At 70.1% G+C, this 25,175-nt stretch carries 29 protein-coding genes; 14 read left to right on the top strand and 15 right to left on the bottom strand.

The annotated features are described in order from the left end of the window. Positions 1–6: 6 nt before the first annotated feature. Genes ACFQW8_RS14455 through cbiB form a run of 3 tightly spaced genes read left to right on the top strand, consistent with a single transcriptional unit; the run spans position 7 to position 2,284 of the window. Positions 7–783: an adenosylcobinamide-GDP ribazoletransferase gene (locus ACFQW8_RS14455; protein WP_380088436.1), complete on the top strand. Its 777-nt coding sequence runs from the start codon at positions 7–9 to the stop codon at positions 781–783. Between the two features lie 2 nt (positions 784–785). Then, on the top strand, positions 786–1,337 hold the full coding sequence (gene cobU, locus ACFQW8_RS14450) for a bifunctional adenosylcobinamide kinase/adenosylcobinamide-phosphate guanylyltransferase (protein ID WP_380088435.1): 552 nt from the start codon (positions 786–788) through the stop codon (positions 1,335–1,337). After that, a complete protein-coding gene (cbiB, locus tag ACFQW8_RS14445) occupies positions 1,334–2,284 on the top strand; it encodes an adenosylcobinamide-phosphate synthase CbiB (protein WP_380088433.1) in 951 nt (316 codons plus the stop codon). Before cobU ends, cbiB begins: the two co-directional genes overlap by 4 nt. 42 nt (positions 2,285–2,326) lie before the next feature. Here the strand turns inward: cbiB and ACFQW8_RS14440 are convergent, their stop codons facing one another. Genes ACFQW8_RS14440 through ACFQW8_RS14420 form a run of 5 tightly spaced genes read right to left on the bottom strand, consistent with a single transcriptional unit; the run spans position 2,327 to position 7,062 of the window. After that, on the bottom strand, positions 2,327–3,073 hold the full coding sequence (locus ACFQW8_RS14440; protein ID WP_380088431.1) for a cobalt-precorrin-6A reductase: 747 nt from the start codon (positions 3,071–3,073) through the stop codon (positions 2,327–2,329). Continuing rightward, a complete protein-coding gene (locus ACFQW8_RS14435; protein WP_380088430.1) occupies positions 3,070–3,747 on the bottom strand; it encodes a nucleoside/nucleotide kinase family protein in 678 nt (225 codons plus the stop codon). The genes ACFQW8_RS14440 and ACFQW8_RS14435 overlap by 4 nt, the downstream gene beginning before the upstream one ends. Beyond that, a complete protein-coding gene (locus tag ACFQW8_RS14430) occupies positions 3,737–4,516 on the bottom strand; it encodes a TSUP family transporter (protein WP_380088428.1) in 780 nt (259 codons plus the stop codon). The genes ACFQW8_RS14435 and ACFQW8_RS14430 overlap by 11 nt, the downstream gene beginning before the upstream one ends. Next, positions 4,517–5,284 (bottom strand): HAD family hydrolase, encoded by a 768-nt coding sequence (locus ACFQW8_RS14425; protein WP_380088426.1) that lies wholly within the window; start codon positions 5,282–5,284, stop codon positions 4,517–4,519. Continuing rightward, a complete protein-coding gene (locus ACFQW8_RS14420) occupies positions 5,281–7,062 on the bottom strand; it encodes a proline--tRNA ligase (protein WP_380088424.1) in 1,782 nt (593 codons plus the stop codon). Before ACFQW8_RS14420 ends, ACFQW8_RS14425 begins: the two co-directional genes overlap by 4 nt. 140 nt (positions 7,063–7,202) lie before the next feature. Between ACFQW8_RS14420 and ACFQW8_RS14415 the strand changes: the two genes are divergently transcribed. Together ACFQW8_RS14415 and ACFQW8_RS14410 are read left to right on the top strand one after the other, a co-directional pair. After that, a complete protein-coding gene (locus ACFQW8_RS14415; RefSeq protein ID WP_380088422.1) occupies positions 7,203–7,733 on the top strand; it encodes an MGMT family protein in 531 nt (176 codons plus the stop codon). Beyond that, positions 7,730–8,365: a pyridoxamine 5'-phosphate oxidase family protein gene (locus ACFQW8_RS14410; RefSeq protein ID WP_380088420.1), complete on the top strand. Its 636-nt coding sequence runs from the start codon at positions 7,730–7,732 to the stop codon at positions 8,363–8,365. The genes ACFQW8_RS14415 and ACFQW8_RS14410 overlap by 4 nt, the downstream gene beginning before the upstream one ends. 10 nt (positions 8,366–8,375) lie before the next feature. On the opposite strand, the gene ACFQW8_RS14405 is transcribed toward ACFQW8_RS14410, so the two are convergent. After that, positions 8,376–8,780, bottom strand: a complete 405-nt coding sequence (locus ACFQW8_RS14405; protein WP_380088418.1) for a DoxX family protein — start codon at positions 8,778–8,780, stop codon at positions 8,376–8,378. 160 nt (positions 8,781–8,940) lie between these two features. Between ACFQW8_RS14405 and ACFQW8_RS14400 the strand changes: the two genes are divergently transcribed. Then, a complete protein-coding gene (locus ACFQW8_RS14400; protein WP_380088416.1) occupies positions 8,941–9,444 on the top strand; it encodes a hypothetical protein in 504 nt (167 codons plus the stop codon). A gap of 331 nt (positions 9,445–9,775) precedes the next feature. Here the strand turns inward: ACFQW8_RS14400 and ACFQW8_RS14395 are convergent, their stop codons facing one another. The 7 genes from ACFQW8_RS14395 to ACFQW8_RS14365 all read right to left on the bottom strand — a co-directional run bounded on the left by ACFQW8_RS14395 (position 9,776) and on the right by ACFQW8_RS14365 (position 15,996). Then, positions 9,776–10,621, bottom strand: a complete 846-nt coding sequence (locus ACFQW8_RS14395; protein ID WP_380088415.1) for a GNAT family N-acetyltransferase — start codon at positions 10,619–10,621, stop codon at positions 9,776–9,778. A gap of 91 nt (positions 10,622–10,712) precedes the next feature. Continuing rightward, the gene (gene ispG / locus ACFQW8_RS14390; RefSeq protein ID WP_380088413.1) at positions 10,713–11,873 is read right to left on the bottom strand and encodes a flavodoxin-dependent (E)-4-hydroxy-3-methylbut-2-enyl-diphosphate synthase; all 1,161 of its coding nucleotides are present in this window, start codon (positions 11,871–11,873) and stop codon (positions 10,713–10,715) included. Between the two features lie 171 nt (positions 11,874–12,044). Then, on the bottom strand, positions 12,045–13,409 hold the full coding sequence (locus ACFQW8_RS14385; protein WP_380088411.1) for a M50 family metallopeptidase: 1,365 nt from the start codon (positions 13,407–13,409) through the stop codon (positions 12,045–12,047). Between the two features lie 31 nt (positions 13,410–13,440). After that, the gene (dxr, locus tag ACFQW8_RS14380) at positions 13,441–14,631 is read right to left on the bottom strand and encodes a 1-deoxy-D-xylulose-5-phosphate reductoisomerase (RefSeq protein WP_380088409.1); all 1,191 of its coding nucleotides are present in this window, start codon (positions 14,629–14,631) and stop codon (positions 13,441–13,443) included. Then, on the bottom strand, positions 14,628–15,134 hold the full coding sequence (locus ACFQW8_RS14375; RefSeq protein WP_380088408.1) for an acyl-CoA thioesterase: 507 nt from the start codon (positions 15,132–15,134) through the stop codon (positions 14,628–14,630). The genes dxr and ACFQW8_RS14375 overlap by 4 nt, the downstream gene beginning before the upstream one ends. Before the next feature lie 32 nt (positions 15,135–15,166). After that, a complete protein-coding gene (locus tag ACFQW8_RS14370; RefSeq protein ID WP_380088676.1) occupies positions 15,167–15,511 on the bottom strand; it encodes a barstar family protein in 345 nt (114 codons plus the stop codon). Next, on the bottom strand, positions 15,511–15,996 hold the full coding sequence (locus ACFQW8_RS14365; RefSeq protein WP_380088407.1) for a ribonuclease domain-containing protein: 486 nt from the start codon (positions 15,994–15,996) through the stop codon (positions 15,511–15,513). The genes ACFQW8_RS14370 and ACFQW8_RS14365 overlap by 1 nt, the downstream gene beginning before the upstream one ends. Positions 15,997–16,094: 98 nt before the next feature. On the opposite strand from ACFQW8_RS14365, the gene ACFQW8_RS14360 reads away from it, so the two are divergent. From ACFQW8_RS14360 to ACFQW8_RS14340, 5 genes are all read left to right on the top strand, one after another. Next, positions 16,095–16,958: a peptidoglycan-binding protein gene (locus ACFQW8_RS14360; RefSeq protein WP_380088406.1), complete on the top strand. Its 864-nt coding sequence runs from the start codon at positions 16,095–16,097 to the stop codon at positions 16,956–16,958. Positions 16,959–17,029: 71 nt separating this feature from the next. Then, entirely contained in the window at positions 17,030–17,902 is an 873-nt protein-coding gene (locus ACFQW8_RS14355) for a peptidase inhibitor family I36 protein (RefSeq protein ID WP_380088405.1), read from the top strand. 116 nt (positions 17,903–18,018) lie between these two features. Next, on the top strand, positions 18,019–18,876 hold the full coding sequence (locus ACFQW8_RS14350) for a phage tail tip lysozyme (RefSeq protein ID WP_380088404.1): 858 nt from the start codon (positions 18,019–18,021) through the stop codon (positions 18,874–18,876). 109 nt (positions 18,877–18,985) lie between these two features. After that, complete coding sequence (locus ACFQW8_RS14345; RefSeq protein ID WP_380088402.1) at positions 18,986–20,143, top strand: sensor histidine kinase; 1,158 nt, start codon at positions 18,986–18,988, stop codon at positions 20,141–20,143. Further along, the gene (locus tag ACFQW8_RS14340) at positions 20,140–20,787 is read left to right on the top strand and encodes a response regulator (RefSeq protein WP_380088400.1); all 648 of its coding nucleotides are present in this window, start codon (positions 20,140–20,142) and stop codon (positions 20,785–20,787) included. The genes ACFQW8_RS14345 and ACFQW8_RS14340 overlap by 4 nt, the downstream gene beginning before the upstream one ends. On the opposite strand, the gene ACFQW8_RS14335 is transcribed toward ACFQW8_RS14340, so the two are convergent. After that, positions 20,784–21,221 (bottom strand): hypothetical protein, encoded by a 438-nt coding sequence (locus ACFQW8_RS14335; protein ID WP_380088398.1) that lies wholly within the window; start codon positions 21,219–21,221, stop codon positions 20,784–20,786. The two genes, ACFQW8_RS14340 and ACFQW8_RS14335, sit on opposite strands and share 4 nt — an antisense overlap. Positions 21,222–21,325: 104 nt before the next feature. Here ACFQW8_RS14335 and ACFQW8_RS14330 point away from each other — a divergent pair, with 104 nt between their 5' ends. Further along, positions 21,326–22,099, top strand: a complete 774-nt coding sequence (locus ACFQW8_RS14330) for an ABC transporter ATP-binding protein (protein WP_380088396.1) — start codon at positions 21,326–21,328, stop codon at positions 22,097–22,099. Next, positions 22,096–23,487 (top strand): FtsX-like permease family protein, encoded by a 1,392-nt coding sequence (locus ACFQW8_RS14325; RefSeq protein ID WP_380088394.1) that lies wholly within the window; start codon positions 22,096–22,098, stop codon positions 23,485–23,487. The genes ACFQW8_RS14330 and ACFQW8_RS14325 overlap by 4 nt, the downstream gene beginning before the upstream one ends. 56 nt (positions 23,488–23,543) lie before the next feature. Here ACFQW8_RS14325 and ACFQW8_RS14320 read toward each other — a convergent pair whose 3' ends face one another. Beyond that, entirely contained in the window at positions 23,544–23,813 is a 270-nt protein-coding gene (locus ACFQW8_RS14320) for a hypothetical protein (RefSeq protein WP_380088392.1), read from the bottom strand. A gap of 175 nt (positions 23,814–23,988) precedes the next feature. On the opposite strand from ACFQW8_RS14320, the gene ACFQW8_RS14315 reads away from it, so the two are divergent. After that, positions 23,989–25,161, top strand: coding sequence for a hypothetical protein (locus tag ACFQW8_RS14315; RefSeq protein ID WP_380088390.1), 1,173 nt, complete (start codon positions 23,989–23,991; stop codon positions 25,159–25,161). The last annotated feature ends 14 nt before the right edge of the window (positions 25,162–25,175 follow it).

The raw sequence follows: 25,175 nt of genomic DNA, 5'->3' as shown, positions 1-25,175 counted from the left end.
GCTCCGTTGTCAGACGCTGTTGCCGGGCTCAGGCTGGCTGTCGGGACGCTCACAGTCGTGCCGGTCGGCGCGATCGCTGACCCGACGCGCGGGCATGCGCGATGGGCCATGGCCCTGGCTCCTGTGGCCGCGCTGCCCGTCGCGGCAGCCGTCGCCTCACTGGTGGCCGTCGGGCACCTGGCGTCGTTGCCCGCCCTGCTGACGGCGGCCCTCGCCCTTGCCGTGATCGCGGTCGGGACGCGGGCCATGCACCTCGACGGTCTCGCCGACACGGTGGACGGCATCGGGGCCGGCTGGACCCGTGAGCGCGCGCTGGAGGTCATGCGTCGTGGTGACGTCGGCCCCATGGGCGCGTCCGCGCTCGTCCTCGTGCTGCTCACGCAGGTTGCCGCCCTCAGCACCCTCGTCGACCGCCCGCAGGGGTGGCTGGTCGCCGGCGGTGCTGTGGTCGCCTCACGCGCCTCGGTGTTGTTGACCTGTCGAGTGGGTATGCCGTCCGCTCGCCCCACCGGGCTCGGTGCCGTCGTCGCTGGGTGCGTTCCGTCGTGGATGACGGGCCTCGGCGGGCTCGTCGTCACGGCCCTGCTGGCCGCGACCGCCACCGCCGTTGGCATGAGCCCCGCGGCGGGAGTGGTCGCGGTGGTCCTGGCTGCGGCGGCGGTGTGGCAGCTTCTTCGGACGTGTCATCGCGTGCTCGGCGGGGTGACCGGCGACGTCATGGGTGCCGCCATCGAGCTCTCTCTCGCGGTGGTCCTGGTGGTCCTCAGCTCTGGGAGGTGGTGAGGATGCGGACGCTCGTCACGGGTGGTGTGCGCTCGGGCAAGTCCGCGGTCGCGGAGAGGCTCCTCACGGAGGCGGCGGCGCTGCTCCCGGCCGAGGTGCCCGTCACCTATGTCGCGACGGGCCCGTCCTCCGACGACCCGGACTGGGCCGATCGCATCGCCTCACATCGCAGTCGCCGTCCCGGCGCGTGGCAGACCCTGGAGACCCCGGACCTTGCGTCCGCGCTCGACTCGCTGACAGGACCGGCCATCGTGGACTGCCTCGGCACGTGGCTCACCGGAGTCCTCGACGAGCTCGACGTGTGGGACGCGCCCCGGGACGACTGGCAGCCGGCGCTCCACGCTCGCACCACGGCCCTCGTGGCCGCGTGGTCTCGCTGCCCGCGCGACGTCGTCGCCGTCACCAACGAGGTCGGCTGGGGTGTGGTGTCCGAGCACCGCTCGGGTCGCATCTTCGCCGACGAGCTGGGTCGCCTCAACCAGGACATCGCCCGCGCCAGCGACAGCGTCCTGCTGGTCGTCGCCGGGCACGTCCTGCCGCTGCGCGCACCATGAGAGAGGTGCGGCTCGACCCGGTCGCGGTGGGCCTCGTCCTGGGGTTCATGGCGGACCGCGCGTTGGGTGACCCGCAGCGTGGGCATCCGGTGGCCGGCTTCGGGCAGCTTGCCGTGCGCCTTGAGACCCGGTTCCACGCCCACAACCGAAGCCGCGGAGGGCTGGCCGTGGGTGCACTGGTGGCAACGACCGCAGGCATCGGTCTGCTGGAGCGCCCACTGCCCACCCACGCTCGGGCTGTCGCTGCCACGGTCGCCACGTGGGCCGTCCTCGGAGGCCGCTCGCTCGGCCGGGAGGGCGAGGCCATCACGTCGCTGCTCGGCGACGGCGACATCGCCGGTGCTCGGGCGCGCATCCGCAACCTCGTCGGACGCGACCCGAGCGCACTGTCCGCGGACGAGATCGCCCGCGCCTGCGTCGAGAGCATCGCCGAGAACTCCGCGGACGCTGTCGTCGCTCCCCTCTTCTGGGGTGCCGTGGCCGGGGTCCCGGGGTTGCTCGGCTACCGCGCCGTCAACACGCTCGATGCGATGTGGGGCCATCGCAACGACAGGTATCGCGAGTTCGGCTGGGCTGCGGCTCGTCTTGACGACGTCGCCAACTGGGTCCCCGCCAGGCTCGCCGTCGCCCTCAACACCGTCCTTGCCGGTCCGAGGGATAGTCGCTCCGTCCTTCGCACCGTCCGACGAGACGCGCCGGCCCATCCCAGCCCCAACGCAGGACCGGTCGAAGCGTCCTGGGCGGCGGCACTCGGTGTGCGGCTCGGTGGCACGAACCACTACGACGGCGCCGACGAGGACCGGGGGCACCTCGGCGACGGGCCGCCCGTCACCGTTGATGACATCCCGCGTGCCACTCGGCACCTGCGCCGCCTCTCCACCCTGGCGCTCGTGACCCTCGTCAGCGCGCGGCTGGTGCTGCGTCAGCGACCCAAGTCGTCGAGATAGACCGACACGCCGTCCACGCCGGACCGCGCACCGCGTGTCGGTCTATCTCGACGAGGCTCGCAGCCAGGTGAGCACGTCGTCGACGCGGGCGACCTCATTCATGGCATTGGGGACGTGGGGCCGCCGGACCACGACGACCGGCACGCCCAGCGCAGCGGCAGCGGTGAGCTTCGCTGACGTGAAGGCGCCACCGGAGTCCTTGGTGAGCAGCGCGTCGACCGCGTGCTCGGTCATCAACGCCCGCTCCGCGCTCACGTCGAACGGCCCTCGGTCGAGCACGACGGTCCAGCGCGCCGGCGGCTCGACGTCCAGTGGCTCGACGACGCGCAGCACGACGTCCCGATCGGCCCACGACGCGTAGTGATCCAGCGTCTGGCGTCCGGTCGTGATGAACGGCCGCAACGCCCCCAGCCCCTCCGCCGCCCCACGCGCCTGCTCGTACCCGTCAACCCAGTGCCAGCACCCCGCGTCCGGATGCTCGGACCATCCCGGACGAGCCAACCTCAGACACGGCACGCCAGCCGCGTCCGCCGCAGCACCGGCGTTCGCCGTCATGCGCACCGCGAACGGGTGGGTCGCGTCCACCAGGTGCGTGAAACCTCCCGCCACCAGTGCAGCGGCCAGTCCGTCCACACCACCCAAGCCGCCGACGCGCACCTCGCCCACCGGCATACGCGGGCGCGTCACCCGTCCTGCCAACGACGACACCACCTCGACACCGGCGTCATTCAGTGCCTCAGCGAGTGCGCGCGCCTCGGCCGTCCCACCCAGGAGCAGCACGCGGTTCACGCATGTCCCTCTCGCACGACCGCACCGTCGAGCAGCACGACGTCGGCACGTCCGGCTCCACCGTCGACCCGCACCGCGTTCGCCTCGTCGGACCGCAGCACCCACTCGGTCGCGTCGGCCACGTCGCGCCCGGTCTCGACATGCCGAGCCACGAGCCGCTGCACCCGTGTGTCGGGCGCCAACGCGCACCACCAGACCTCGTCGAGCATCTCGGGCACTGCCGCCCAGTCGCCCTCCCCCAGCAACAGGTAGTTCCCCTCTGTCACGACAAGATCCGCACCAACCGGCACCACGACCGAGTCCGCCACCGGTTCCCCCACCACGTGGTCGAAGCTCGGCGCAGTGACCACCGCGCGCGGCAACGCACGCGCGGCAGCGAGCACGCCGGCATACGCCACAGCATCGAACGTGTCCGGTGCACCCTTGCGGTCACGACGGCCGAGGGAGTCGAGCTCCGCGTTCGTGAGGTGGAAGCCGTCCATAGGCACGTGCGCGACCCGACCCGACAGTGCCGGGTGTGCCGCGGCGCCAGCGAGCAGTCGCGTCACCAGGGTCGTCTTGCCGGCTCCGGGAGGCCCGGCGATCCCGAGGACAGCTCGCCGGGGCGCTACACCGTCCACCACATCCGCGAGGCGCGCGAGGAGGTCCTCCACGGAGCGCTGTTCACCAGACACCTAGCACCTGCCCACCGATCCGGATCGTGAAGGCCGCCACGACGACGACGAAGACGACGCGGACGAACCCACTGCCCTTCGCGACGGCGGTGCGCGCTCCGACATATCCGCCGACGAGGTTGGCCGCCGCCATGACGGCCCCGACCTCCCACATGACGTGACCACCGGGCGCGAAGACCGTCAGCGCTCCGAGGTTCGTCGCGAAGTTCACGATCTTGGCCTTGGCGGTGGCCTCGAGGAACGCGTATCCCATGAGCCCGACGAGCGCGAACACCATGAACGACCCGGTGCCCGGTCCCAGGGTCCCGTCGTAGACACCGACGACGAAACCCACGAGCATGGCCGTCACCGTGTGCCGCGTGCCGTCCCACCGCAACGCCGTGCTCGTGCCGAGTGACGGCTTGAACAGCGTGTAGGCCCCGACGCAGACGAGCATGACGAGGATGATCGGGTTGAACGCCGACTTCGGGATCTGCAAGCCGATGAGGGCCCCGCCGATGGCGCCGACGTACGCGACACCCGCCATGGGCAGGGCCGTCCGCAGATCAGGTCTCACCCGCCGCCAGTAGGTCGTGGCGCTGGCGACGGTGCCGGCGATCGACCCGATCTTGTTGGTGGCCAGAACCTGCGCGGGAGTGGCCCCGGGGAAGCCCAGGAGCAGGGCGGGGATCTGGATGAGACCACCGCCGCCCACGACCGCGTCGATCCATCCGGCGACGAACCCCGCAAGGCCCATGAGGACCAGGGTCGTCAGCTCGGGATCGTTCACCTAGCGCCAGCCGTCGACGATGTCGAGGATGTCGAGGAGCTCGTGGGCCACCGCGTCGGGCGTGACGTCGACGCTCACCTGCTGGTCGACCGGGATGTCGGAGTGCGGCACCCAGATGGCCCGCATCCCGATCTGCTGCGGGCCCCAGACGTCCTCGAACGGCCGGTCACCGACATAGACCGCGCGCTCCGGCTCCGTGCCCACGGCCGCGCAGGCGGCACGGAAGGCGTCGGCGTGCGGCTTCACGACGTGGATCTCCGACGAGTAGACGTCACCGTCGAGGAGGTCGAGGACGCCATCGCGCTCGAAGACCTCACGGTGGTAGTCGCGCGACCAGATGGTGTTGGACAGCACCCCGACGCGAAGACCCCTCTCCCGCAATCCTTCCCACAGCGGACGGACGTGGTCGTCAGTGTGCGTGTGCGGCTCCCAGAACCCTCTGTATGCCGCGAGCGCCAGGTGGTGCCGGTCGTGCGCCGCGTCGATCCCGGCGCCCTTGAGGATGGCTTCGAGCGAGGCACTGCTGTGGTCGGTGCGCCCGCGCGCCCACGCCCGCGCCTCGGCCTCGTGCAGGCGGATCGCGAGCGAGTCAGCCTCCGCGAGCTCCTCGGGGGGCATGTCGCTGGCGTCCACCGGCACGCCGTGGACCTCCCGCGCATAGATCCGCCACTGCTGCGGCAGGTCGACGGTGTGCCACGGCGTGAGCGTCCCGCCCCAGTCGAAGATCACGGCTTCGAGCGGACGGGTGCCACCTCCTGCTGCACTCACGCGCGACCAACCTCGGCGAGCACCTCGTCGAGGGCCGAGTCGACGGCGACCTCGCGACGCTCACCTGAGCGGCGGTCCTTGATCTCGATGACACCGTTCTCGAGTGACTTGCCGACGATGACGATCGTGGGGATGCCGATGAGCTCGGAGTCCTTGAACTTCACGCCGGGGCTGACCTTCTCGCGGTCGTCGTAGAGCACCTCGAGCCCGGCCGCCTCCAGCGCGGCCGTGATCTCGTCAGCCTTGGCGAAGACGTCGCCGTCGCGGTCCCGGTTCTTGCCGGTGGCGACGACGTGGACGTCGGCGGGCGTGACGGCACGCGGCCAGCACAGTCCGATGTCGTCGAGGTTGTCCTCGGCGATGGCGGCGACCGCGCGGGAGACACCGACACCGTAGGACCCCATCGTCACCGTGACGAGCTTGCCGTTCTCGTCGAGGACCTTGAGGTCGAGCGCCTCGGCGAACTTGCGGCCGAGCTGGAAGATGTGGCCCATCTCGATTCCCCGGGCGGTGTGCAGGACACCGTTGCCGTCGGGGCTCGGGTCGCCATCGCGCACCTCGGCGGCCTGGATCGTGCCGTCCGCGGTGAAGTCACGGCCGAGGACAAGGTCGAGGACGTGCTTGCCGTGCTCGTCGGCGCCGGTCACCCAGGCAGAGCCCGCGGCGATCGACGGGTCGAGCAGGTAGCGGATCTTGGACTCACGCTCCTCGCCCAGCACGCCCGGGCCGATGTAGCCCTTGGCGAGCATCGGGTGCGCCGCGAAGTCCTTCTCCTCGAACGCCGTCACCTCGGCCGGGCCGACCTGCGCCTCGAGCCGCTTGGCGTCGACCTCGCGGTCACCGGGCACGCCGATGGCGAGGGGCTCGCGCGTGCCGTCGGGGTGGACGAGCACGACGATGACGTTCTTGAGGGTGTCGGAGGCCGTCCACTCGCGGCCGTCCTGGCGCGGGTGGTTCGCGTTGAGCGAGGCCACGAGCGTCTCGATCGTCGGGGTGTCGGGGGTGTCCTCGACGTGCGCGGCCGGCAGACCGGAGGCGTCGACGGGCTCGGCCTGGGGAACCACGACGGCCTCGACGTTCGCGGCATACGTGCCTGCATCGTTGCGGACGAAGGTGTCCTCGCCGATCGCGCTGACGGCGAGGAACTCCTCGCTCGCCGAGCCACCCATCGCCCCGGACTGCGCCTTCACGATGACGTACTCGAAGCCGAGGCGGTCGAAGATCTTGACGTAGGCGGCGCGGTGCGCGGCGTAGGACGCCTGCAGTCCTTCGTCGCTCACGTCGAAGGAGTACGAGTCCTTCATGACGAACTCGCGCCCGCGAAGGAGCCCGGCGCGCGGACGCGCCTCGTCGCGGTACTTGTTCTGGATCTGGTAGAGGCTGAGCGGCAGGTCCTTGTAGGAGCCGAACATGTCCTTGACGGCGAGCGTGAACATCTCCTCGTGCGTCGGCCCGAGCAGGTAGTCACCGCCCTTGCGGTCCTGGAGCCGGAAGATGTTGTCGCCGTACTCCGTCCAGCGGTTCGTCGCCTCGTAGGGCTCGCGCGGCAGCAGCGCCGGGAAGGTCAGCTCCTGGGCGCCGATGGCGTCCATCTCCTCGCGCACGATCGCCTCGACCTTGCGCAGCACGCGGAGCCCGAGCGGCAGCCACGTGTAGATGCCGGGAGCGGCGCGGCGGACGTAGCCCGCCCGGACGAGGAGGCGGTGGCCCGGCAGCTCGGCGTCGGCCGGGTCCTCGCGCAGGGTTCGCAGGAACAGCGACGACATGCGCATGGCCACGGTGGGACTCCGTCAGTTCAGGGGGTGGGAACTCGCCAAGGATAACGACGGTTGGGTATGCCGTTCACTCGGATTCCGTGTAGCCCGCCGTGGGTGCCGCCCGCCGCAGAGCCGGGACCCACCGGCCTAGGCTGGCGCCCATGGCGAGCGAGCTGACGATCGAGCGGGTGCTCACCCTCGTCGAGCTGGTGCCCCGAGGTCGTGTCGTGAGCTACGGCGACCTGGGGAAGATCGTGGGAATCGGGCCACGCCAGGTGGGGTCGTTCATGCGCCACCACAGCGAAGGACTGACATGGTGGCGGATCACCAATGCTGCGGGCGACCTTCCGGCGCCATTGCTCGAGCAGGCTCGACCGCACTGGAGCGACGAGGGGATCCTCGTCAAGCCCAACGGTCTGGGGTGTCGGATCGCGGACTATCGCGCCGACCTGGAAGCCCTGGCGGCGGCATACCGGGTTCGCATCGCCGATACGCTCGCGACCATGGGAACGCCGTTGCCGAAGACCAGCAACCCCGCGCACGACGCCATGACGCAGGCCGGCATCACCACGCTCGAGGAGCTGAGCGAGTGGCGGCGGGCCGACGTGGCCGACCTGCACGGCATGGGCCCGAAGGCGCTCGGCATCCTCGACGAGGCCCTCACCGACATCGACCTGGGGTGGAAGCCGTGACCGACGTCGGCACCGACCGCAGCGCCATCATCACCTCGGACGAGGAGCTGACCGCCCTGCTCGGCGAGCCCACCCCGGCCGTGCGTGACAAGGTGCGGCCGGCGCTGCTCGACATCGACCGACAGTGGCTCGCCGCCTCGCCCTTCTGCATCGTTGCGACCTCCGCGCCCGACGGCTCGTGCGACGCCTCACCCAAGGGCGACCCGGCCGGGCTCGTCCACGTCCTCGACGACCGCACGATCGCCATCCCCGAGCGCAGGGGCAACCGTCGAGCCGACGGCTACCGCAACGTGCTGCTGAACCCGCACGTCGGGCTGCTCTTCGTCATCCCAGGTCGAGGCGACACGCTGCGGATCAACGGACGCGCGCACCTCGTCTCGGAGGCGCCGTGGTTCGACGACATGGTCGTCCAGGGGCATCGTCCCGTGCTCGCCCTCGTCGTCGAGATCGACGAGATCTTCGGGCACTGCGCGAAGGCGTTCATGCGCAGCAAGCTGTGGCACCCCGAGACGTGGCGGCCAGGCGCTGTGCCGCCGCGAGCCCACATCGCCAAGCTCACCGAGCGCCCGCTCGACAGCGTCGAGGAGCTCGAGCGCTACTACGGTGAGACCTACTCGACGGGTCTCTACTGACGTTCGCGGCTCAGCGCAGCCGGCCGGAGGCGCGCAGCGCGGTGCGGATGAGAGGCCACTGCAACGGCAGCCGCGCCACCGTGCCGGCAAAGAACGCCTTGGAGCCGGTGTCGCCCTTGCGCTGGGCCCGCTTGGCGTGGTCGGCGCTCATCTGGACGTTGGCCGGCAGCACCACGACGAGGAGCACGGCGCTGGCGAGTCCGGCGACCTTGCGGGTGCGCGGGTGGAGCAGTCCGAGCCCGCACACGATCTCTGCGACGCCGCTGGCATAGACGAGCTCGCGCTTGCGCGGCAGGGCGTGGGGCACGATCGCCTCGTAGACCTGCGGCCGCGCCAGGTGAAGGGCCGCTGACCCGAGGAACATGGTGGCGAGTCCGATGGTGGCCCTGTCGAGCGGCGGGTTCGTCTGGCGCATGCCGCCCATCGTGTCAGAGAGCCGGCATGGCCGCTGTCGACCGCTCGCGGAACTTGACCAACTCCTGAGCCGGGCTTCACCGGGCGTTGACCCGCGTCGACCTAGCGTCGAGGACGGGCCTCACAGCCGTGGGGACCAACTCGTCACGAGGAGAACTCTCATGACCATGCTTGCCACTCGGAGCGCCCGCACTGTCGCGGTCGCTGCCGTATCCGTCGCGGCGGTCCTCAGCGCCGCACCCTCTGCCTCGGCAGTCACGAAGCTCACGCACTCCCAGGCCACGGCCAAGCTCTCTGCCGCCGGGATCAGCTGGACGTCGAGCGGGGGGTGCAGCAACCGCAACGTCTCGACCTGCACGTCGTTCGAGCAGGTGAACTCGGCCACCATCGACGGGATCATCACCTTCAAGCGAGCCAGCGGATGCGCCATCACGATCACCGGTGGCACCGAGACCGGTCACGCGTCGGGGACCTACAGCCACTGGAACGGCTACAAGGTGGACATCGGACTCACGACCTGTGCGGGCAACTACATCACGGGGACCTTCCCCTACAACGGCACGCGCGGCGACGGTGCGCCGACCTACAAGTCAGGCGCCGGCAACATCTATGCCAAGGAGAGCAACCACTGGGACATCCTCTACTACAACTGCGGCGGCTGCTGACCCCCACCGGGGGCTCGGCGCTGAGCTGAGCAAGGTCCCACACTTCGCGGCACAGACGTCGCGAGGTGTGGGACCTTTTCTGTCCACATCCGGGCCGCGGTCGAGGTGGACGGTGGCCACCACCTCGCCGGGCTGAACCCGGTCGACGACGCTCTTCGCGCCAACGAGCTCGTCATCGAGGGTGACCGCGTGCTCAGGCTCCCCGTGCTGGGTCTGCGCCTGGTCCCCCACGACTTCATGGCGCAGGTGGCTCGCGCCGTCGACCTCTATGTCCCTCGTAGCGCGGCATGGAGGTCGCGAGGCGTGGGACCTTCCTACGGGTCATGCCCACTCAGAGGAGGACGGTGGTGAAGTCACCGACGGGTGCGAAACCGAGCCGCTCGTAGGTCGCCAGCGCAGGCGCGTTGAAGTCGTTGACATAGAGCGACACGGTCGGGGCCGGGCCAGTCATGACCTGCTCCATCACCGACGCCAGCATCGGCCCGGCGAGACCCTGTCCGCGCAGCCGAGGGGCCAGCCAGACTCCTTGCAGCTGGGCGCACCCCAGGGCCAGTGAGCCGATGTCGGTCTTGAAGATGACCTCGCCGTCCTCGACGACGACATAGGTGTGTCCCTGGGCGACGAGACCAGCGAGCGAGCCGCGGTAGCTGCGAGAGCTGCCGGTGTAGGGCGGATAGCCGATCTCGGCCGTGAACATGTGCGCGGCTGCCGGCAGGATGAGGTCCACTTCGTCCGCCCGCGCCACCCGCACCCGCGGGTCCAGCGCGACTCCCAGCCCCGATGGTGGCGTCGACGTCGCGAGCAGAGGCTGGTGAGCACGCACGGCCCGTGACGGACCCCAGTGCGGCTCCAGGGCGTTCCACAGGTCGACGACCTCGTCTCGTGGACCCAGCAACGACGCGACGCGACCACGCCACCGGCGGATGCGCTCGGCATACAGGATGCGCGACTCGGCGGACGTCTCCACGGGCACGACGTTGGCACTGGCCCAGCACAGCGAGGTGAGCCGGCCCTCCTCGCGCACCCCCATCGCCGCGGAGAGCGTCCCGCTCGGCACCGACTCGAGGATGCGCGCGGCCACGAAGACGTGCGCCGCGACATTGCGCGAGCAGAGCTCGAGGGCGTCGTCGACGTCAGATCTGGTGAGCGACCTCACCGGGGTGCGGGTGCGAAGCACGGGCTCAGCCTAAGCGGCGAGCGCGCGTCAACACCGGCCGTCGTGGATCAATTCAGCAACAACGGGTATGCCGCCCGCTCCCGACAGCGGGTCAGCTGACGGTGACGCTCGGCGCGCCAGCGGACTCCTCGTCCATCGGCTCGCCCATCTCGTCGGCGATCCGCATGGCCTCCTCGATGAGCGTCTCGACGATCATCGACTCGGGCACCGTCTTGATGACCTCGCCCTTGACGAAGATCTGGCCCTTGCCGTTGCCGGAGGCGACACCGAGGTCGGCCTCACGGGCCTCGCCCGGACCGTTGACGACGCAGCCCATGACGGCCACCCGGAGCGGCACGGTCATGCCCTCGAGCCCGGCCGTGACCTGCTCGGCCAACGTGTAGACATCGACCTGGGCGCGCCCACACGAGGGGCACGAGACGATCTCGAGCTTGCGGGGCTTGAGGTTGAGCGACTGGAGGATCTGGTTGCCGACCTTGACCTCCTCGACGGGAGGGGCCGACAGGGAGACGCGGATCGTGTCGCCGATGCCCTTGGACAGCAGCGCGCCGAAGGCCGTGGCCGACTTGATCGTGCCCTGGAACGCCGGGCCGGCCTCGGTGACACCGAGGTGGAGCGGCCAGTCGCCACGCTCGGACAGCATCTCGTAGGCCCGCACCATGACGACCGGGTCGTTGTGCTTGACCGAGATCTTGAAGTCGTGGAAGTCGTGCTCCTCGAAGAGACCGGCCTCCCACACGGCCGACTCGACGAGTGCCTCGGCGGTGGCCTTGCCGTACTTCTGCAGCAGGCGCGGGTCGAGCGAGCCTGCGTTGACGCCGATACGGATGGAGACGCCCGCGTCCTTGGCGGCCGCGGCGATCTGCTTGACCTGGTCGTCGAACTTGCGGATGTTGCCCGGGTTGACCCGCACCGCCGCACAGCCGGCGTCGATCGCGGCGAAGACATACTTCGGCTGGAAGTGGATGTCGGCGATGACCGGGATCTGCGACTTGCGGGCGATCGCGGGCAGGGCCTCGGCGTCGTCCTGGCTCGGGCAGGCGACCCGCACGATGTCGCAGCCGGTCGCGGTCAGCTCGGCGATCTGTTGCAGCGTCGCGTTGATGTCGGTCGTCGGGGTGGTCGTCATCGACTGCACCGAGATGGGTGCGTCGCCCCCGACCTCGACCTTGCCGACCTTGATCTTGCGGGTCTTGCGACGCGGCGCCAGCACGGGGGCGGGCAGGGACGGCATACCGAGACCAACAGTCATGGCACCCATTATCCGGTATGCCGTCGGCTCGCCTGTCCGCGCACCCTCACCGGGCCGATCCCGGAGGCCTCACCCGACTTTGTGCCGCTCAACCCTTATTGGCAACTTGGGTTGAGCGGCCCATTATCGGGTCACCCGATAATGCGGCAGGGGACGGCTCAGCGGGGGTGGCTAGCCGCCGAGGTTGATCGGGTTGACCAGGTCGGCATAGATGAGCAGGACCGACATCACCAGCAGCCCGAGCGAGACGGCATACGCCACCGGGAGGGCCTTGGCGACGTCGACGTGACCGGGGTCGGGGTTGCCGCGCAGCCGCGCCCAGCCCTTCTTGGTCCCCTCCCACAGGGCGCCCGCGACGTGGCCGCCGTCGAGCGGCAGGAGCGGGATGAGGTTGAAGACGAAGAGCATGAAGTTGAGCGAGGCGATGAGCATGACGAGGAACCACGCCTTGTCGCCCCACGACTCCCCCACGATGCCGTCCAGCTTGCCTGCGGACACCTCGCCCGCGACCCGGCCGACACCCACGACCGACATGGGGCTCTCGATGTCGCGCTCCTGGCCCGAGAAGGCGGCGTTCCAGACGCCCACCATCTTCTGCGGGATCTTGACGATGGCTCCGGCGGTGCGCCACAGGTTCTCGCCGATGATGCCGGGCACGGCGGTGAGCGGCTGCGTCTCGTAGTCGAGGATCCCCGCCGACGAGATGCCGAGATAGCCGGTCTCGACGACCTTCTGCGTGCCGTCGGCATCCAGGATCGGCTGACCCGCGTCGTCGTAGGCGGGCAGCGTGTTGAGGATGGGGGTGACGGTGAGGGTCTGCTCGGTGCCGTCGCGCACGATGCCGATCTCGGTCGGCTGGTCGACCCGGGGGCGCACCAGGCGCCCCACGTCCGACGACGTCCGGACCGGCTCGCCGTTGATGGTGCGGATCTCGTCCTCGGGGAGGATTCCCGCCGCGTTGGCGGGGGTGGCGGGCGCCCCTGCACAGCTCGGGTCGGTCCGGGCCTGCTCGACCGTCTTGACGCACTGCGCGACACTCGCGACCCGCGCGCCGTCCTGCAGGGCGAGGACGCCGTGGGCGGTGACGAGGACGGTGAGGAGCACGGTGCCGATGACGAAGTTCATGAACGGGCCGCCGAGCATGATGATGACCTTGCGGTGCACCGGCAGCTTGTAGAAGACGCGGTGCTCGTCGCCCGGACGCATCTCCTCGAGCGAGGCCTTGCGGGCCTCGTCGGCGAGCTGGCTGAAGCGGCCGGTCGACGAGACGCGGATCATGGTGGGATCCTGGCCGGCGCGCGGAGGGAACATCCCGATCATCCGGATGTAGCCGCCGAGCGGGATGGCCTTGATGCCGTACTCGGTCTCACCTCGCTTGCGCGACCACACCGTCGGCCCGAATCCCACCATGTACTGGGTGACCCGCACACCGAAGCGCTTCGCCGGCGCAAGGTGCCCCACCTCGTGCAGGGCGATGGACGCCGCCACGCCGAAGGCCAGGACGAGCACGCCCACGATGTATGCCAGAACGGTCATGATGTGCTGCTCAGCGCCTTCCAGTGTCGTTTCAGAGGCCAAGTTCGGTGCGAGCCCGCCCCCGGGCCCACGCGTCAGCCCCGAGCACTCCCTCAACGGACGAGGCGTCGAAATCACTCCCAGTATGCGCGCTCGCGTGCGCGTCCACGACTCGCTCGACCGAGTCGACGATGTCGACGAAACCGATGCGCCCCTCGTGGAAGGCGTCGACGGCCACCTCGTTGGCGGCGTTGTAGACCGCGGGGAAGGTGCGTCCCGCCTCCCCGACGCGGCGCGCGAGCCGCACGGCGGGGAAGGCGTCGTCGTCCAGCGGCGCGAAGTCCCAGGACTGCGGAAGCGACCAGTCGCAGGGCTGGTCGACCGAGTCGAGCCGCTCGGGCCAGGAGAGCCCGAGCGCGATGGGCACGAGCATCCGTGGCGGTCCCAGCTGGGCGATGGTCGAACCGTCGCGGAACTCGACCATCGAGTGGATCTGCTGCTGCGGGTGGACGACGACGTCGATGCGGTCGAAGGGGATGTCGAAGAGCAGGTGTGCCTCGATGACCTCGAGGCCCTTGTTGACGAGGGTGGCGGAGTTCGTCGTGATGACGCGACCCATCGAGAAGTTGGGGTGCGCGAGGGCCTGCTCGGGCGTGACGTCGGAGAGCTCAGCTCGGGTGCGACCCCGGAAGGGCCCGCCGCTCGCGGTGACGACGAGCCGCCGAACCTCCTCGGCGCGCCCTCCCCGCAGCGACTGGGCGATGGCGCTGTGCTCACTGTCGACGGGGACGATCTGCTCAGGCTTCGCGGCACGCCTCACGAGGTCGCCGCCGATGATGAGCGACTCCTTGTTGGCGAGGGCGAGCGTCGAGCCGGCCGCCAGTGCCGCCAGCGTGGGGCGCAGGCCGATCGAGCCGGTGATGCCGTTGAGGACGACGTCGGCACCGACCCCGGCGGCTGTGACCGCGGCGTCGTCCCCGACCACGATCTCGGGCGAGTATGCGCTCCGACCCAGCCCCGCGGCATACGCATCGATCGCGGAGCGGACGTCCTCCGGCGCGCCGGAGGCGAGGGCGACGAGGGGTACGTCGAAGTCGACGGCCTGGCGGGCGACGAGCTCGAGGTTGCTGCCGGCGGAGATCGCGGTGACGGTGAACCGGTCCCGGTTGCGGGCGATGACATCGAGGGCCTGGGTGCCGATCGACCCGGTCGAGCCGAGGAGGGAGACGGAGCGAGTGGTCACGCGTCCCCCTCCGACCGCTCGGCCTCGCGCGAGGCCTCGATGGCGGCGCGCATGGCCAGGCGGTGCTCACGCCGTATCTCGGCCTCACGGAACCGGCGCCTCTCCTCGGGTGTCTCGAGGTCCAGGGGCGGGATGGGCTTGGGCTTGCCCTCGGCGTCGACGGCGACGAACACGAGGTAGGCGCTCGCGACGTGGACCCGGTCGGTGATGGAGTCCCAGCGGTCGACCTCGACGCGCACGCCGACCTCCATGGACGAGCGGCCCGCCCAGTTGAGCTGTGCGCTCGAGTGCAGGATGTCCCCGACCCGCACCGGGGTGAGGAAGCTCATCTCGTCGAGCGCGGCCGTGACCGCGGGCCCACCGGCGTAGCGGTTGGCGACGACGCCGGCGATGCTGTCGACCGCCTTCATGAGGTGGCCACCGTGCACGGTGCCGAGCAGGTTGGCCTCGGTGGCCCGCATGATCTCGTTCAGCTGGACGTTGGTCTCGCTCGGTGTGGTCACGCCCCACATCCTGCCAGCGGCGCTCCGCCGGGTCAGCGGTCGATGAGGGTGACGTGGACGCGGGGGTGCTCCTCGCTCAGCTCGCGCAGGATGTCCTCGACCCCGGCAGCGGCTCGCGGGTCGTCGCGCCTCAGCCCGGCGACGCCGTCCCAGACGATCTCCCACTCCCCCTGGCTCTCACGGGCCAGGGTGTCGAGGCAGTCGGCGAGCGCGTCGAGGTTCATGCCGAACCACTCCGGGAAGTTCAGCTCCTGCGAGAACGCCTCGAGCGTCGCCGCCTTGGTCGCCGCTCCACGGACGACCTGCACCTGCCGCCCCTCCTCGACCGCATCGGCGATGAGCCCGTCGAGGTCCACCTGGCCACCGAGAACCCGCATCACTGCCCCTCCTGGATCTGCCGGAAGCTGTCGTAGTGGTCGGTCGTCCAGTACCTGTCGCCGCCCGCACCGGCGATGATCCGTCGTGCGCCGCGGTCGTTCGAACCCGGTGTCTCGACGGTGTACTCACGGTAGTAGCCGCGCTTCTGCGCCGGCAGGATGCCTTCACGGTTCTGGAAGGTCCGGTCGTCCTGGTCGTACTCGTAGGGGCCGCCCGCACGGATCAGCCCGAGCACGACCCGGGCCTCCCCGGGCAGCCTCGACTCCGCGATCGTGTCGAGTCCCGATTCGGGCGTCCTCCCGGTGGGCGGGTATGCCGTCCCGCTGGGTCCCGCGGTCGCGCTCGCCCGAGCGCCGGGCGAGTCCGCCGAACCGGTCGAGCTGTCGCGGCTCACGAACCACCACAGACCCAGGAGCAGGACGATGACGAGCAGCGGCGCCAACCAGGCGAGGGAGGAACGCGCTGGTTTCGACACGTGCGCCATTGTGCCCTCATCACTCGCAGAGCTTTCGCAGCGGAATCGCAGCGCCCGCTCCCACACTCCTGAACATCAGCAGCGCAGTCCACCCAGATGAGGTCCGCATGATCGACAAGACGAGCGCCGGCAGCGAGCGAGCCGCACTCGGCCGGCGAGTGTTCCTCGCCGGCTCAGGTGCCGCGGTGCTCGCGGCCGTGAGCGCCCGCCCCGCCAGCGCGGCCCTCCCCGCGGTCGACATGGAGAAGGTGCTGCTGGCGGCGCAGTGGGACCCGGTGAAGACCGGCACCGGGATCACCGCCGGCGCCGGACCGAGCGTGACCCTGGTCGAACAGGCTCTCGTCGCCCGCGGGTTCCTTGCCAGCCAGTACGTGGACGGTCACTTCGGGAGCGTGACCCGCACGGCATACGCCTCTTGGCAGCGCTCGCTGGGCTACAGCGGGCTGGGAGCCACCGGGCTCCCCGGCAAGGCGTCACTGACCTCCCTCGGCGCCCAACGGTTCTCGGTCAGTCGGCCGGTCACGCCGGGTGCCCGGACGACGTTCCAGGGCTTCCCCTTCAACACCCGCACCGTCGCGATGCTGGCCGAGGCGCGACTCCTGGCCGGCAAGGCGTTCGTCGTCGAGCAGGGCTCCTACTCGCCCGACGTCGACCCGACCTCCGCGGGGACCCACGACGGCGGTGGGACGGTCGACCTCGACGCCGAGGCGCTGACCACCCAGCAGCGCACCGCAGCCGTCACCGCACTGCGCCGTGTCGGCTTCGCCGCCTGGCTGCGCAACCCGAGCCAGGACGACTGGCCCTGGCACATCCACGCCGTCGCCACCAACGACACCGACCTCTCCCTGCCCGCGCAGAAGCAGATCGGCGCCTACTACGAGGGCCGCAACGGGTTGTCGGGCAACGGTCCCGACGACGGGCCGCAGGTCACCAAGATCACCTGGGAGCAGTACCTGCGCAACCAGGCCTGACCCCACCCTGACCGGTCCGACAAACCCGCCGCGACGGTCGAGCTCCACCCGCCACCTCAGCCAGGAGAATCATGACCAAGCTCAAGAAGCGCGCCGCGGTCGGCGCGTCAGCGGTGGCGCTGCTCGCCACGGGAATGTCCGCCCTCGGCTCCCCGTCGGCCCAAGCCGCAGGTCGCGACGGTGTGTGCAACACCGGAGAGGTCTGCTTCTACTACAACAGCGACTTCGCCGGTTCGCTCTCGGACTTCACCACCTCGATCGCCGACTACGGCACGTCGCAGCCGGAGTGCTACGACTTCAAGGGCCCAGGGGCCGGCCAGGGGCTGTGCATCAAGAACCAGGTCGCCTCGGTGCGCAACAAGACCACGAAGGCCGTCACGGTCTACTACAACAGCGGCTACGGCGGCTCCAAGCAGACCATCGCGGCCGGAGCCTCGGTCAACCTGAACGCGACGCTGAAGAACCAGAACGCATCGCACTACGTCGGGACGCCGCCGGCCTCCAGCTGGGCCTCGCCCGTCCCGTCCACGGCCGTGATCACCGCGCGCGAGTACTACCCCAGCGGTGGCTTCCACGGAGCGGTCGACTACGCGGGCTTCACCGGCAGGTTCAAGTCGGCCTGCACGGGCACGATCGACAACATCGACATCGACGCGACCTACCCCAACTCGAACGCCTACGGCGTCAGCGGCTCGACCAACTACCTCTGGGTGAACTGCGGCGGCGGCATCCGCATGGGTTACGCGCACTGGTACGCCCGCGACAAGCCGGCGTCCTTCGTCGTCGGGGCGCAGGTGACGGCCGGGCAGCTGCTGATCAACGTCGGCAACCAGGGCAACTCCAGCGGCACGCACCTGCACTTCGAGGTGCGCAACAACGGCACCAGGATCGACGGCCACACCTTCTTGAAGAACAAGGGCGTCACGGGTCTGCCCCCCGGCTGATCCCTGACCCACCTCGTGACGCTCGCGGTGCCGGGGACCCCCGTCCTCGGCGCCGCGTCCCGCCCGCAGCCGCCCCGTCAGCAGCTCCAGTCCGCCTGAGCACCCAGGAGATCCAGATGACCACGAACCGTTCCGCGCGACGGACCGCGCTGCTCCTCGCGCCTCTCGCCACGTTCGTCATGATCCTGGCCGGCGTCGCCCTCCCGTCGACCGCACAGGCCGCCGGCCGCGACGGTGTCTGCAACGACGGCGAGTTCTGCTACTACTACAACAGCGACCAAGCCGGCTCCGTCTCGGACTTCACCGGGTCGATCGGCGACTACGGCGCGACCCAACCGGGCTGCTACGAGTTCCGCGGTCCCGGCAACGGCCAGGGCATCTGCGTCAAGAACAACGCCGCGTCCGTCCACAACCGCAGCACCAAGCCGGTCACCGTCTACTACAACAGCGACTACCAGGGCACCTCGCAGACCATCCCGGCGGGCGCCAGGTCCAACCTGGTCACGGCCCTGAAGAACAACAACGCCTCGCACGGCTTCTCCCTCAACAACCAGCAGGCGGCGTTCAACTACTTCGTCGGCGCCGGCTACACCAAGGTGCAGTCCGCCGGCATCGTCGGCAACCTCATGCAGGAGTCCGGCAGCAGCATCGACCCACGCGCCTCTCAGCCCGGGGGTGCAGGTCGAGGCATCGCCCAGTGGAGTGTCGGTGGACGCTGGGACCGCTACGCCAACGACAACGCGGTCTGGTACGCCAACCAGCAGGGCCAGTCGGTGTGGTCGCTGAGCCTCCAGCTGAAGTTCATCACCTACGAGCTGAACACCTTCTCGGCCTACGGCAAGTCGACCTTGAGGGCGGCGACGACCATCGACGCCGCCGTGCGGGCGTTCGAGTCCAGGTTCGAGATCTGCGGCGACTGCCAGCACGCCACCCGCGTCCGCTACGCCCAGCAGGTCTACAACGCCTACGCGTAGGACCGCGCGTCTCGCGCGATCCACGACGGACCGGCATACATCAGCGGGGGTATGCCGGTCCGTCGAGCGAGGGACGACGCGCATCCTGCGTGCGACCTAACCTTGCGGGATGACCGACGTGTGGGGCGACCAGCGGCCGACCCGACGCCAGCTGCTCATCGACCTCGGCGGCGCTGCCGCCTTCGGCCTCGCGATGTTCGCGATCCACGTCAGCCTCGGCGCTGGGGCGGCCGTCGCGACCCTGCTGCTCGCAGTGGGGTTGGGGCTGCGGCACGTCTCGTGGCAGGCCATGTCGGGCTTCGCCGTCGCGGGTGGGGTCACCCAGATGCTCGGTTCGGACATCGCCTACCTGGCCAACGCGGCATACGCCGTCTTCTTCTTCACGCTGGGGTCGCACCGGGACACGCGGGTGCGCCGTTTCGGGATGGCCGCGGCGGGAGTCGCGGTGATCGGCGCGGCGGCCTACGGCGCAACACGCGGGGGCGTCGAGATGAGCGGCTTCGGACGTGGTGCCACGGCTGTCGGACTGGGATCCACCGCTGCTCTCTTCGTGTTCGGCGGATGGGTTGCGGGATACCTGCGCTGGCAGAGTCGTCAGACCGTGCAGGCCCGGATCGACGCCCAGCTCGAGGCCGTCGAGCGGCGTCGGGTGACCGAGCTCTACGACATCGAGCAGGAGCGCCGCCGCATCGCCGCCGACATGCACGACGTCGTCGCCCACTCGTGGGCCGTCGTCGCCGCGCAGAGCGACGGTGCCCGATATGCGTTCCGGGACAACCCTGCTGGCGCCGAACGGGCCCTGGAGGTCATCGGAGAGACCGCCCGGACCGCGATCACAGACCTGCGCACCATCGTCGCCCAGCTGCGCGATCCGGCGCTCCAGCCGAGCACGCCCGGCTTTGCCCAACAGGCCGAGCTCGAGGAGCGCATGCGCTCGTCGGGGATGGCGCTGGACATCGCCGAGAGGGGCCAGCGTGACGAGTCACCGCTTCTCGCTCTCACGGCCCATCGCCTCCTCGGCGAGTCGCTCACCAACGCCCTCAAGCACGGCGACCTCTCGGCGCCCGTGCACGTCGTCGTCGACTGGACCGACGGATACCGTCTGAGCGTGACCAACCACATCAGCGGCCACGCGACGGGCGAGCGCTCCGGCCACGGCCTCATCGGCATGGCCGAGCGGACGACGGTGGCGGGCGGCACCTTCTCGGCTGGACGCGAAGGCGACCTCTGGCTCGTCAGGGTGCACATCCCGGTCAGCTCGTCATGACGATCCGCGTCGCGCTCGTCGACGACCAGGCCCTCTTCCGTGCCGGGATCGCCATGGTCGTGGGCAGCCAGGACGACCTCACCGTCGTCGGCGAGGCAGGTGACGGCGACGGGGCTGTCGGCCTCGTCGAGACCTCCCGTCCAGACGTCGTCCTCATGGACGTGCGTATGCCGCGTGTCGACGGAGTCGAGGCGACCCGCCGGATCGTCGGGCGCTTCGGGGACGACGCGCCACGCGTGCTCGTCCTCACGACCTTCGACCTCGACGAGCTGGCCGCCGACGCCATCGAGGCGGGCGCGTCGGGGTTCGTGCTCAAGGAGTCACGGCCGGAGTTCCTCCTCGCAGCCATCCGGGCCGTCGCCGACGGGACGCAGGTCGTTGCCGCCGGGGCGACTCGCGCCGTCTTCGAGCGCTTCCGCGAACGCGCCACGACGAGACCGGGTCCGGACTACGAGCGGCTCACACCGCGCGAGCGAGAGATCTTGCTGCGTGCCGCCCAGGGCCTGTCCAACGCCGAGATCGCCGCCGCCGAGTTCCTCTCCGAGGCGACCGTGAAGACCCACGTCTCCCGCGTCCTCGGCAAGCTCGCGCTGCGCGACCGGGTGCAGCTCGTGGTCTACGCCTACGAGCACGGCCTCCTCTAGCCGGGCGGGACCCGACGCGGTCGGTTGATGAACTCGTGGATGGGTCGCAGCTGCGGCAGGGGCGCGAAGAACCCGAGCACGCCCTGGTCGACGACGAGCCGATCCACACCCTGCGCGGTGAACTGCTCACAGAGGTCAAGGACGGATCCGGTCGGCACGCCGAGGACCTGGCTGGCCTCCTCCTCGCTGAAGCCGTTCCCGAGCGCGAACTCGCGCGCCCGCGGGCCGGTGGTGAACGCAAGGAGCGACGGCACGCCGTCGACGACTCCGACGAGGGGTGCCACGTCGGGCAGGGTGCCGCGAGCGACGAAGTACCACTGGTCCAGCTCGAACATCGCCTGCCAGAGCGCGGTCTGTGCGTCGAGGTCGCTACCGGCTGCCCGCGCGGCGTGGGACAGGGCGTCGACGGTGCTGGTGTCCGGTGTCTGGCTCATGCCACGAGCCTACGTTCCGGGGCAGCGGCATACACCGGACGATGTATGCCGTGTGGTCCCGTCGCCGGATGTGCTGCGTTCCCGGCGTCCCTAGCGTTGGAGATATGACATCAGAACCGTTGCAGCACAGCCCAGCTCATCCCGTCGTGTCTCTGCGAAGGGTGTCGAAGATCTATGGCGAGGGCACTGGCAGGGTGGCCGCCCTCGACGAGGTCACCGTCGACATCCACCGCGGTGGGTTCACCGCCATCATGGGACCGTCCGGCTCCGGCAAGTCGACGTTCATGAACGTGGCAGCCGGTCTCGACGATGCGACCAGTGGTGAGGTCATGCTCGCCGGATCGGCGCTCACCCATCTGGGTGACGATGCCCGGACGACCCTGCGCCGCCGCGAGGTCGGCTTCATCTTCCAGGCCTTCAACCTCGTGCCGACCCTGTCGGCCCACGAGAACATCCTGCTTCCGTTCGAGCTCGCCGGCCGACGCATCGACATCGAGCAGCAGTCCTGGATCGACCACCTCATCGGCACCCTCGGTCTCGCCGACCGCATCATCCATCGGCCGAGCGAGCTCTCCGGTGGCCAGCAGCAGCGGGTCGCCATCGCGCGAGCGCTGGCCTCACGGCCCGCCGTGATCTTCGCGGACGAACCGACCGGCAACCTCGACTCGCGCAGCTCTCGTGAGGTGCTGACGTTGTTGCGCACCGCCGCTCGCGAGTACGGCCAGACCATCGCCATGATCAGCCACGACCCGGTGGCTGCGTCCTATGCCGACCGCATCCTCGTCATCGCCGACGGATCCCTCGTCGGCGACCACGGCGCCCTCTCCCCGCAACAGATCTCGGACCTGCTCATCGGCTTCGAGGTCGGTGCCGCATGAGACGCAACCTCACCCTCGGCAGCCTGCGCGAGCTCGGAACGGTCGGTCTCGTGGCCGGGTTGTGCGGGGCGTATGCCGCCACGCTCATCATGACGTCGTCGATCCTCATGACGATGAGCGAGGAGTCCGGAGGCTCGGTCGGGCTGCTGCTCGGCATCGTCGCCGGGGTCTTCATCCTCATCGCGCTCTATGTCGGCGCGGTCGTCATCGTGGGCGCGGTCGACACCGTCGTCTCGGGCCGCCTGCGGCACATCGCGCTCCTGCGCCTGCTCGGAGCTCGCGGCCGCCAGCTGCGCACCTCCGTGATGCGTGGCACCGCCACCGTCGGCGCGACCGGCGCCCTGGCCGGCGTCGTCGTCGGCACCCTCCTGACCCAGGTGGTGCGAGCAGTTCTCGTGGCGCGCGACACGCTGCCCACGGCCGACTACGCCTGGGTGGACCCGCAGCTCGCCGCGGCGTTCGCGGCCATCACCGTCGCTGCGACCATCGCCGGTTGGATGGGGTCGCGCGGCGTGCTGCGCGTGACGCCCGCCGCCGCGCTCGCCGGGACGGCGGCCCACACGCCTGCGCCTCGCACCTCCTCGCTCTGGCGCGCTGTCCTGGCCGGGACGGGGATCGTCGGCGGGCTGCTCGTCCTTGCTCTCGGCGCCCTCCTCGGGGAGTCCAACCCCGGCGTCGGGTTCGTCCTCGCCTTCTGCGGTGCGGCGGGGTCGGGCACCGGCCTGCTCATCGGTGCCCGGTTCGTCATCCCCCGCGTGGTCTCCGCCTTCAGCCGGGTGCTGGGGAGCGACCCGGCGAGCGTCGTGGCGCGGCGCAACGCCCTGCTCGACCCGCTGCGCACCACGCGCTCCACGATGGGGCTGGTCATCGGCGTCACCCTCGTCACGACCTTCGCCTCCGGGATGTCGGCGCTGCGCGCCTCCGTGAACTCGTGGGAGATGGACCCGGCTCAGGCGGCGCAGGCCGACCAGGCACTGGCTGTGACGTCAGCCATCCTCATCTGCATCATCGTCATCTCGGCGATCATCGCGGCGGTGGGCTTCGTCAGCACGATGTCGCTCACCGTCATCCAGCGTCACCGCGAGATCGGGCTCCTACGCTCGCTCGGCTTCACCCGCCGGCAGGTACGCACCATGATCACCAAGGAGTCCATCGCCCTGTCGGCGTCCGCCGTGCTCTTCGGGATCGGGCTGGGCATCCTCTATGGCACGGCCGGCGCGCAGTCGCTCGTCGGCGTCGAGACCGAGGGCATCGTCTCCGGCGTGCCCGTCGCAACCCTGCTCGTCATCGCGGCTGCTGGGGCGCTGCTCGTCCTCGTGGCGTCACAGCGCCCGGCCCGGCGCGCCATCGCCATCGCCCCCGTCGAGGCTCTCCGCATCGAGAGCTGATGTAAGCCCGGCGTCGACCATTCCGGTGACCGTGATGGGCCGGAACTGCCCCGAGGTCAGCTCGGGCTCTTGGCCTCACCAGACGCGCTGTCCGGACCAAGAGCCCCGTCCGAACCCTCACCGTTGGGGTGGTTCCTCCGCCAGCGCTCCTCGGCGGCGGCGATGCCCGCGTCGGCTCCCTTGTCGATGACCTTGTCCTTGAGCGTGCCACTGGCGTCCTCGAAGACCGCCGTCACCGTGGTTCCCGTGCCGGCGATGACAGCTCCGAGGCCGCCCGAGGCAGCAGTCGCGAGCTCGTCCGACGTGATGTTGCCCTTCTCACCCATGGTCACCCTCCAGTGTCCGTCCGGATCTCATGATTAGGCCCGCCCGGGGGGCATGGCGCAATGGCCCTCCGGGGTGGGGCAGGGGGGACTGTTCGTGCCATGGCCCGGCACCTGCCACGGCCCTAGCGTCGACCGCACGCGGTGGCACCTCCGCCGTGCGCGTGAGGAGGTGGTGATGTCCTTCAGGTTCGGTGTGGAGCACGAGTACCGCCTGTGGGCGGGCACCCAACCGGTGGACTTCCGCCAGCTCCTGCCGCACGTGGCCGTCGGCCTGGCCACTCTCGATCCAGGCGATCCACGAGCCCGACGGTTGCCGTCGACGGTCGCCCTGACGGCTGACGGATGGGAGGCCGAGCTGGCCACCCCGCCGCTACCTATGGCCCCCGACCTGCCACAGCGGCTCGACTCCCTCCTCCGTCGGGAGCGCACCGAGCTGGCTCGTGCCTGCGCGAACCACGACGTGACGTCCGTGGCCGGTTTCTCGACGCACCTCAACATCTCAACACCGGACCACCTCGTCGTGCGCACCGGTCGCCGCCTCGTCGACAGCTGTGTAGGTGCCCTGGCGGACGCCGTCGAACCGACGGGCTCCTCGGGCATCTTCGTCCGCCCCCGCCGCGGTCGGCTCGAGGTGGGGACCGAGTACCTCGAGGGCAAGTGGCTCGAGGTCGGCACGGTCCTGCTCACCGCCTGCGTATCAGGCCTGTTCGCCGGACCCGCACCGCCGGTCCAGCGGCCCGCCGTCGTGCCGTCGCGGGAGAAGTTCGGCTGGTACGTCGCCAAGCCACCGTGGCTCCAGCTCGGGCAGGTCTGGTCGTGGGCTCGGCCCTTCGCCCTCGCCCATGGACTTCCTGTGCGAGACCTCGACGCCCTGGCGGTCGGGGACCTGCCACTTCGACGCGCAGGTCACGACGATCCCTCGTTGGTCAGCCTCGGCTCCGGACCCGGTGACGTGGGGCAGACGGACATCGCTGCGAGACGACGCCCCGGCGGTGTCCACGCCCAGACGGAGTGGTTGACGTGGGACTGGGTCGTGTGGAGGCTCCAGTCCCCTTCGGGACTGACGTGTCGAGCCATCGTTCCTGCTGCAGAGGAGGTCGCCTTCCTCCAACGATTGGACGCCGGCTTGCATGACGCCACTGTGGACCGCTTGTTCCGCTCACGGCGACGACGACGTCTGGTGGTCCACGCCCAGCTGGACCCGACCAGGCTCGAGTCGTGGTGGCACGAGGTTCGTCCGGGAGCACTGGTCCCGGCCGAGCGGCGGGTCACTGATGGAGCGGTGCCCCGTGTCTCCCGGCGGCACGGTCGCCGGGACCTGAGGATGAGCCGACGGAGCGCAGCATGACCTGGCAGGAGAGC

It is taken from the genome of Knoellia altitudinis (genome assembly GCF_042666355.1).
In the GTDB taxonomy this organism is placed as follows: Bacteria; Actinomycetota; Actinomycetes; order Actinomycetales; family Dermatophilaceae; genus Knoellia; species Knoellia altitudinis.
Note: the sequence above shows the minus strand (reverse complement) of the source record. Positions and strands in the feature narration are given on the sequence as shown.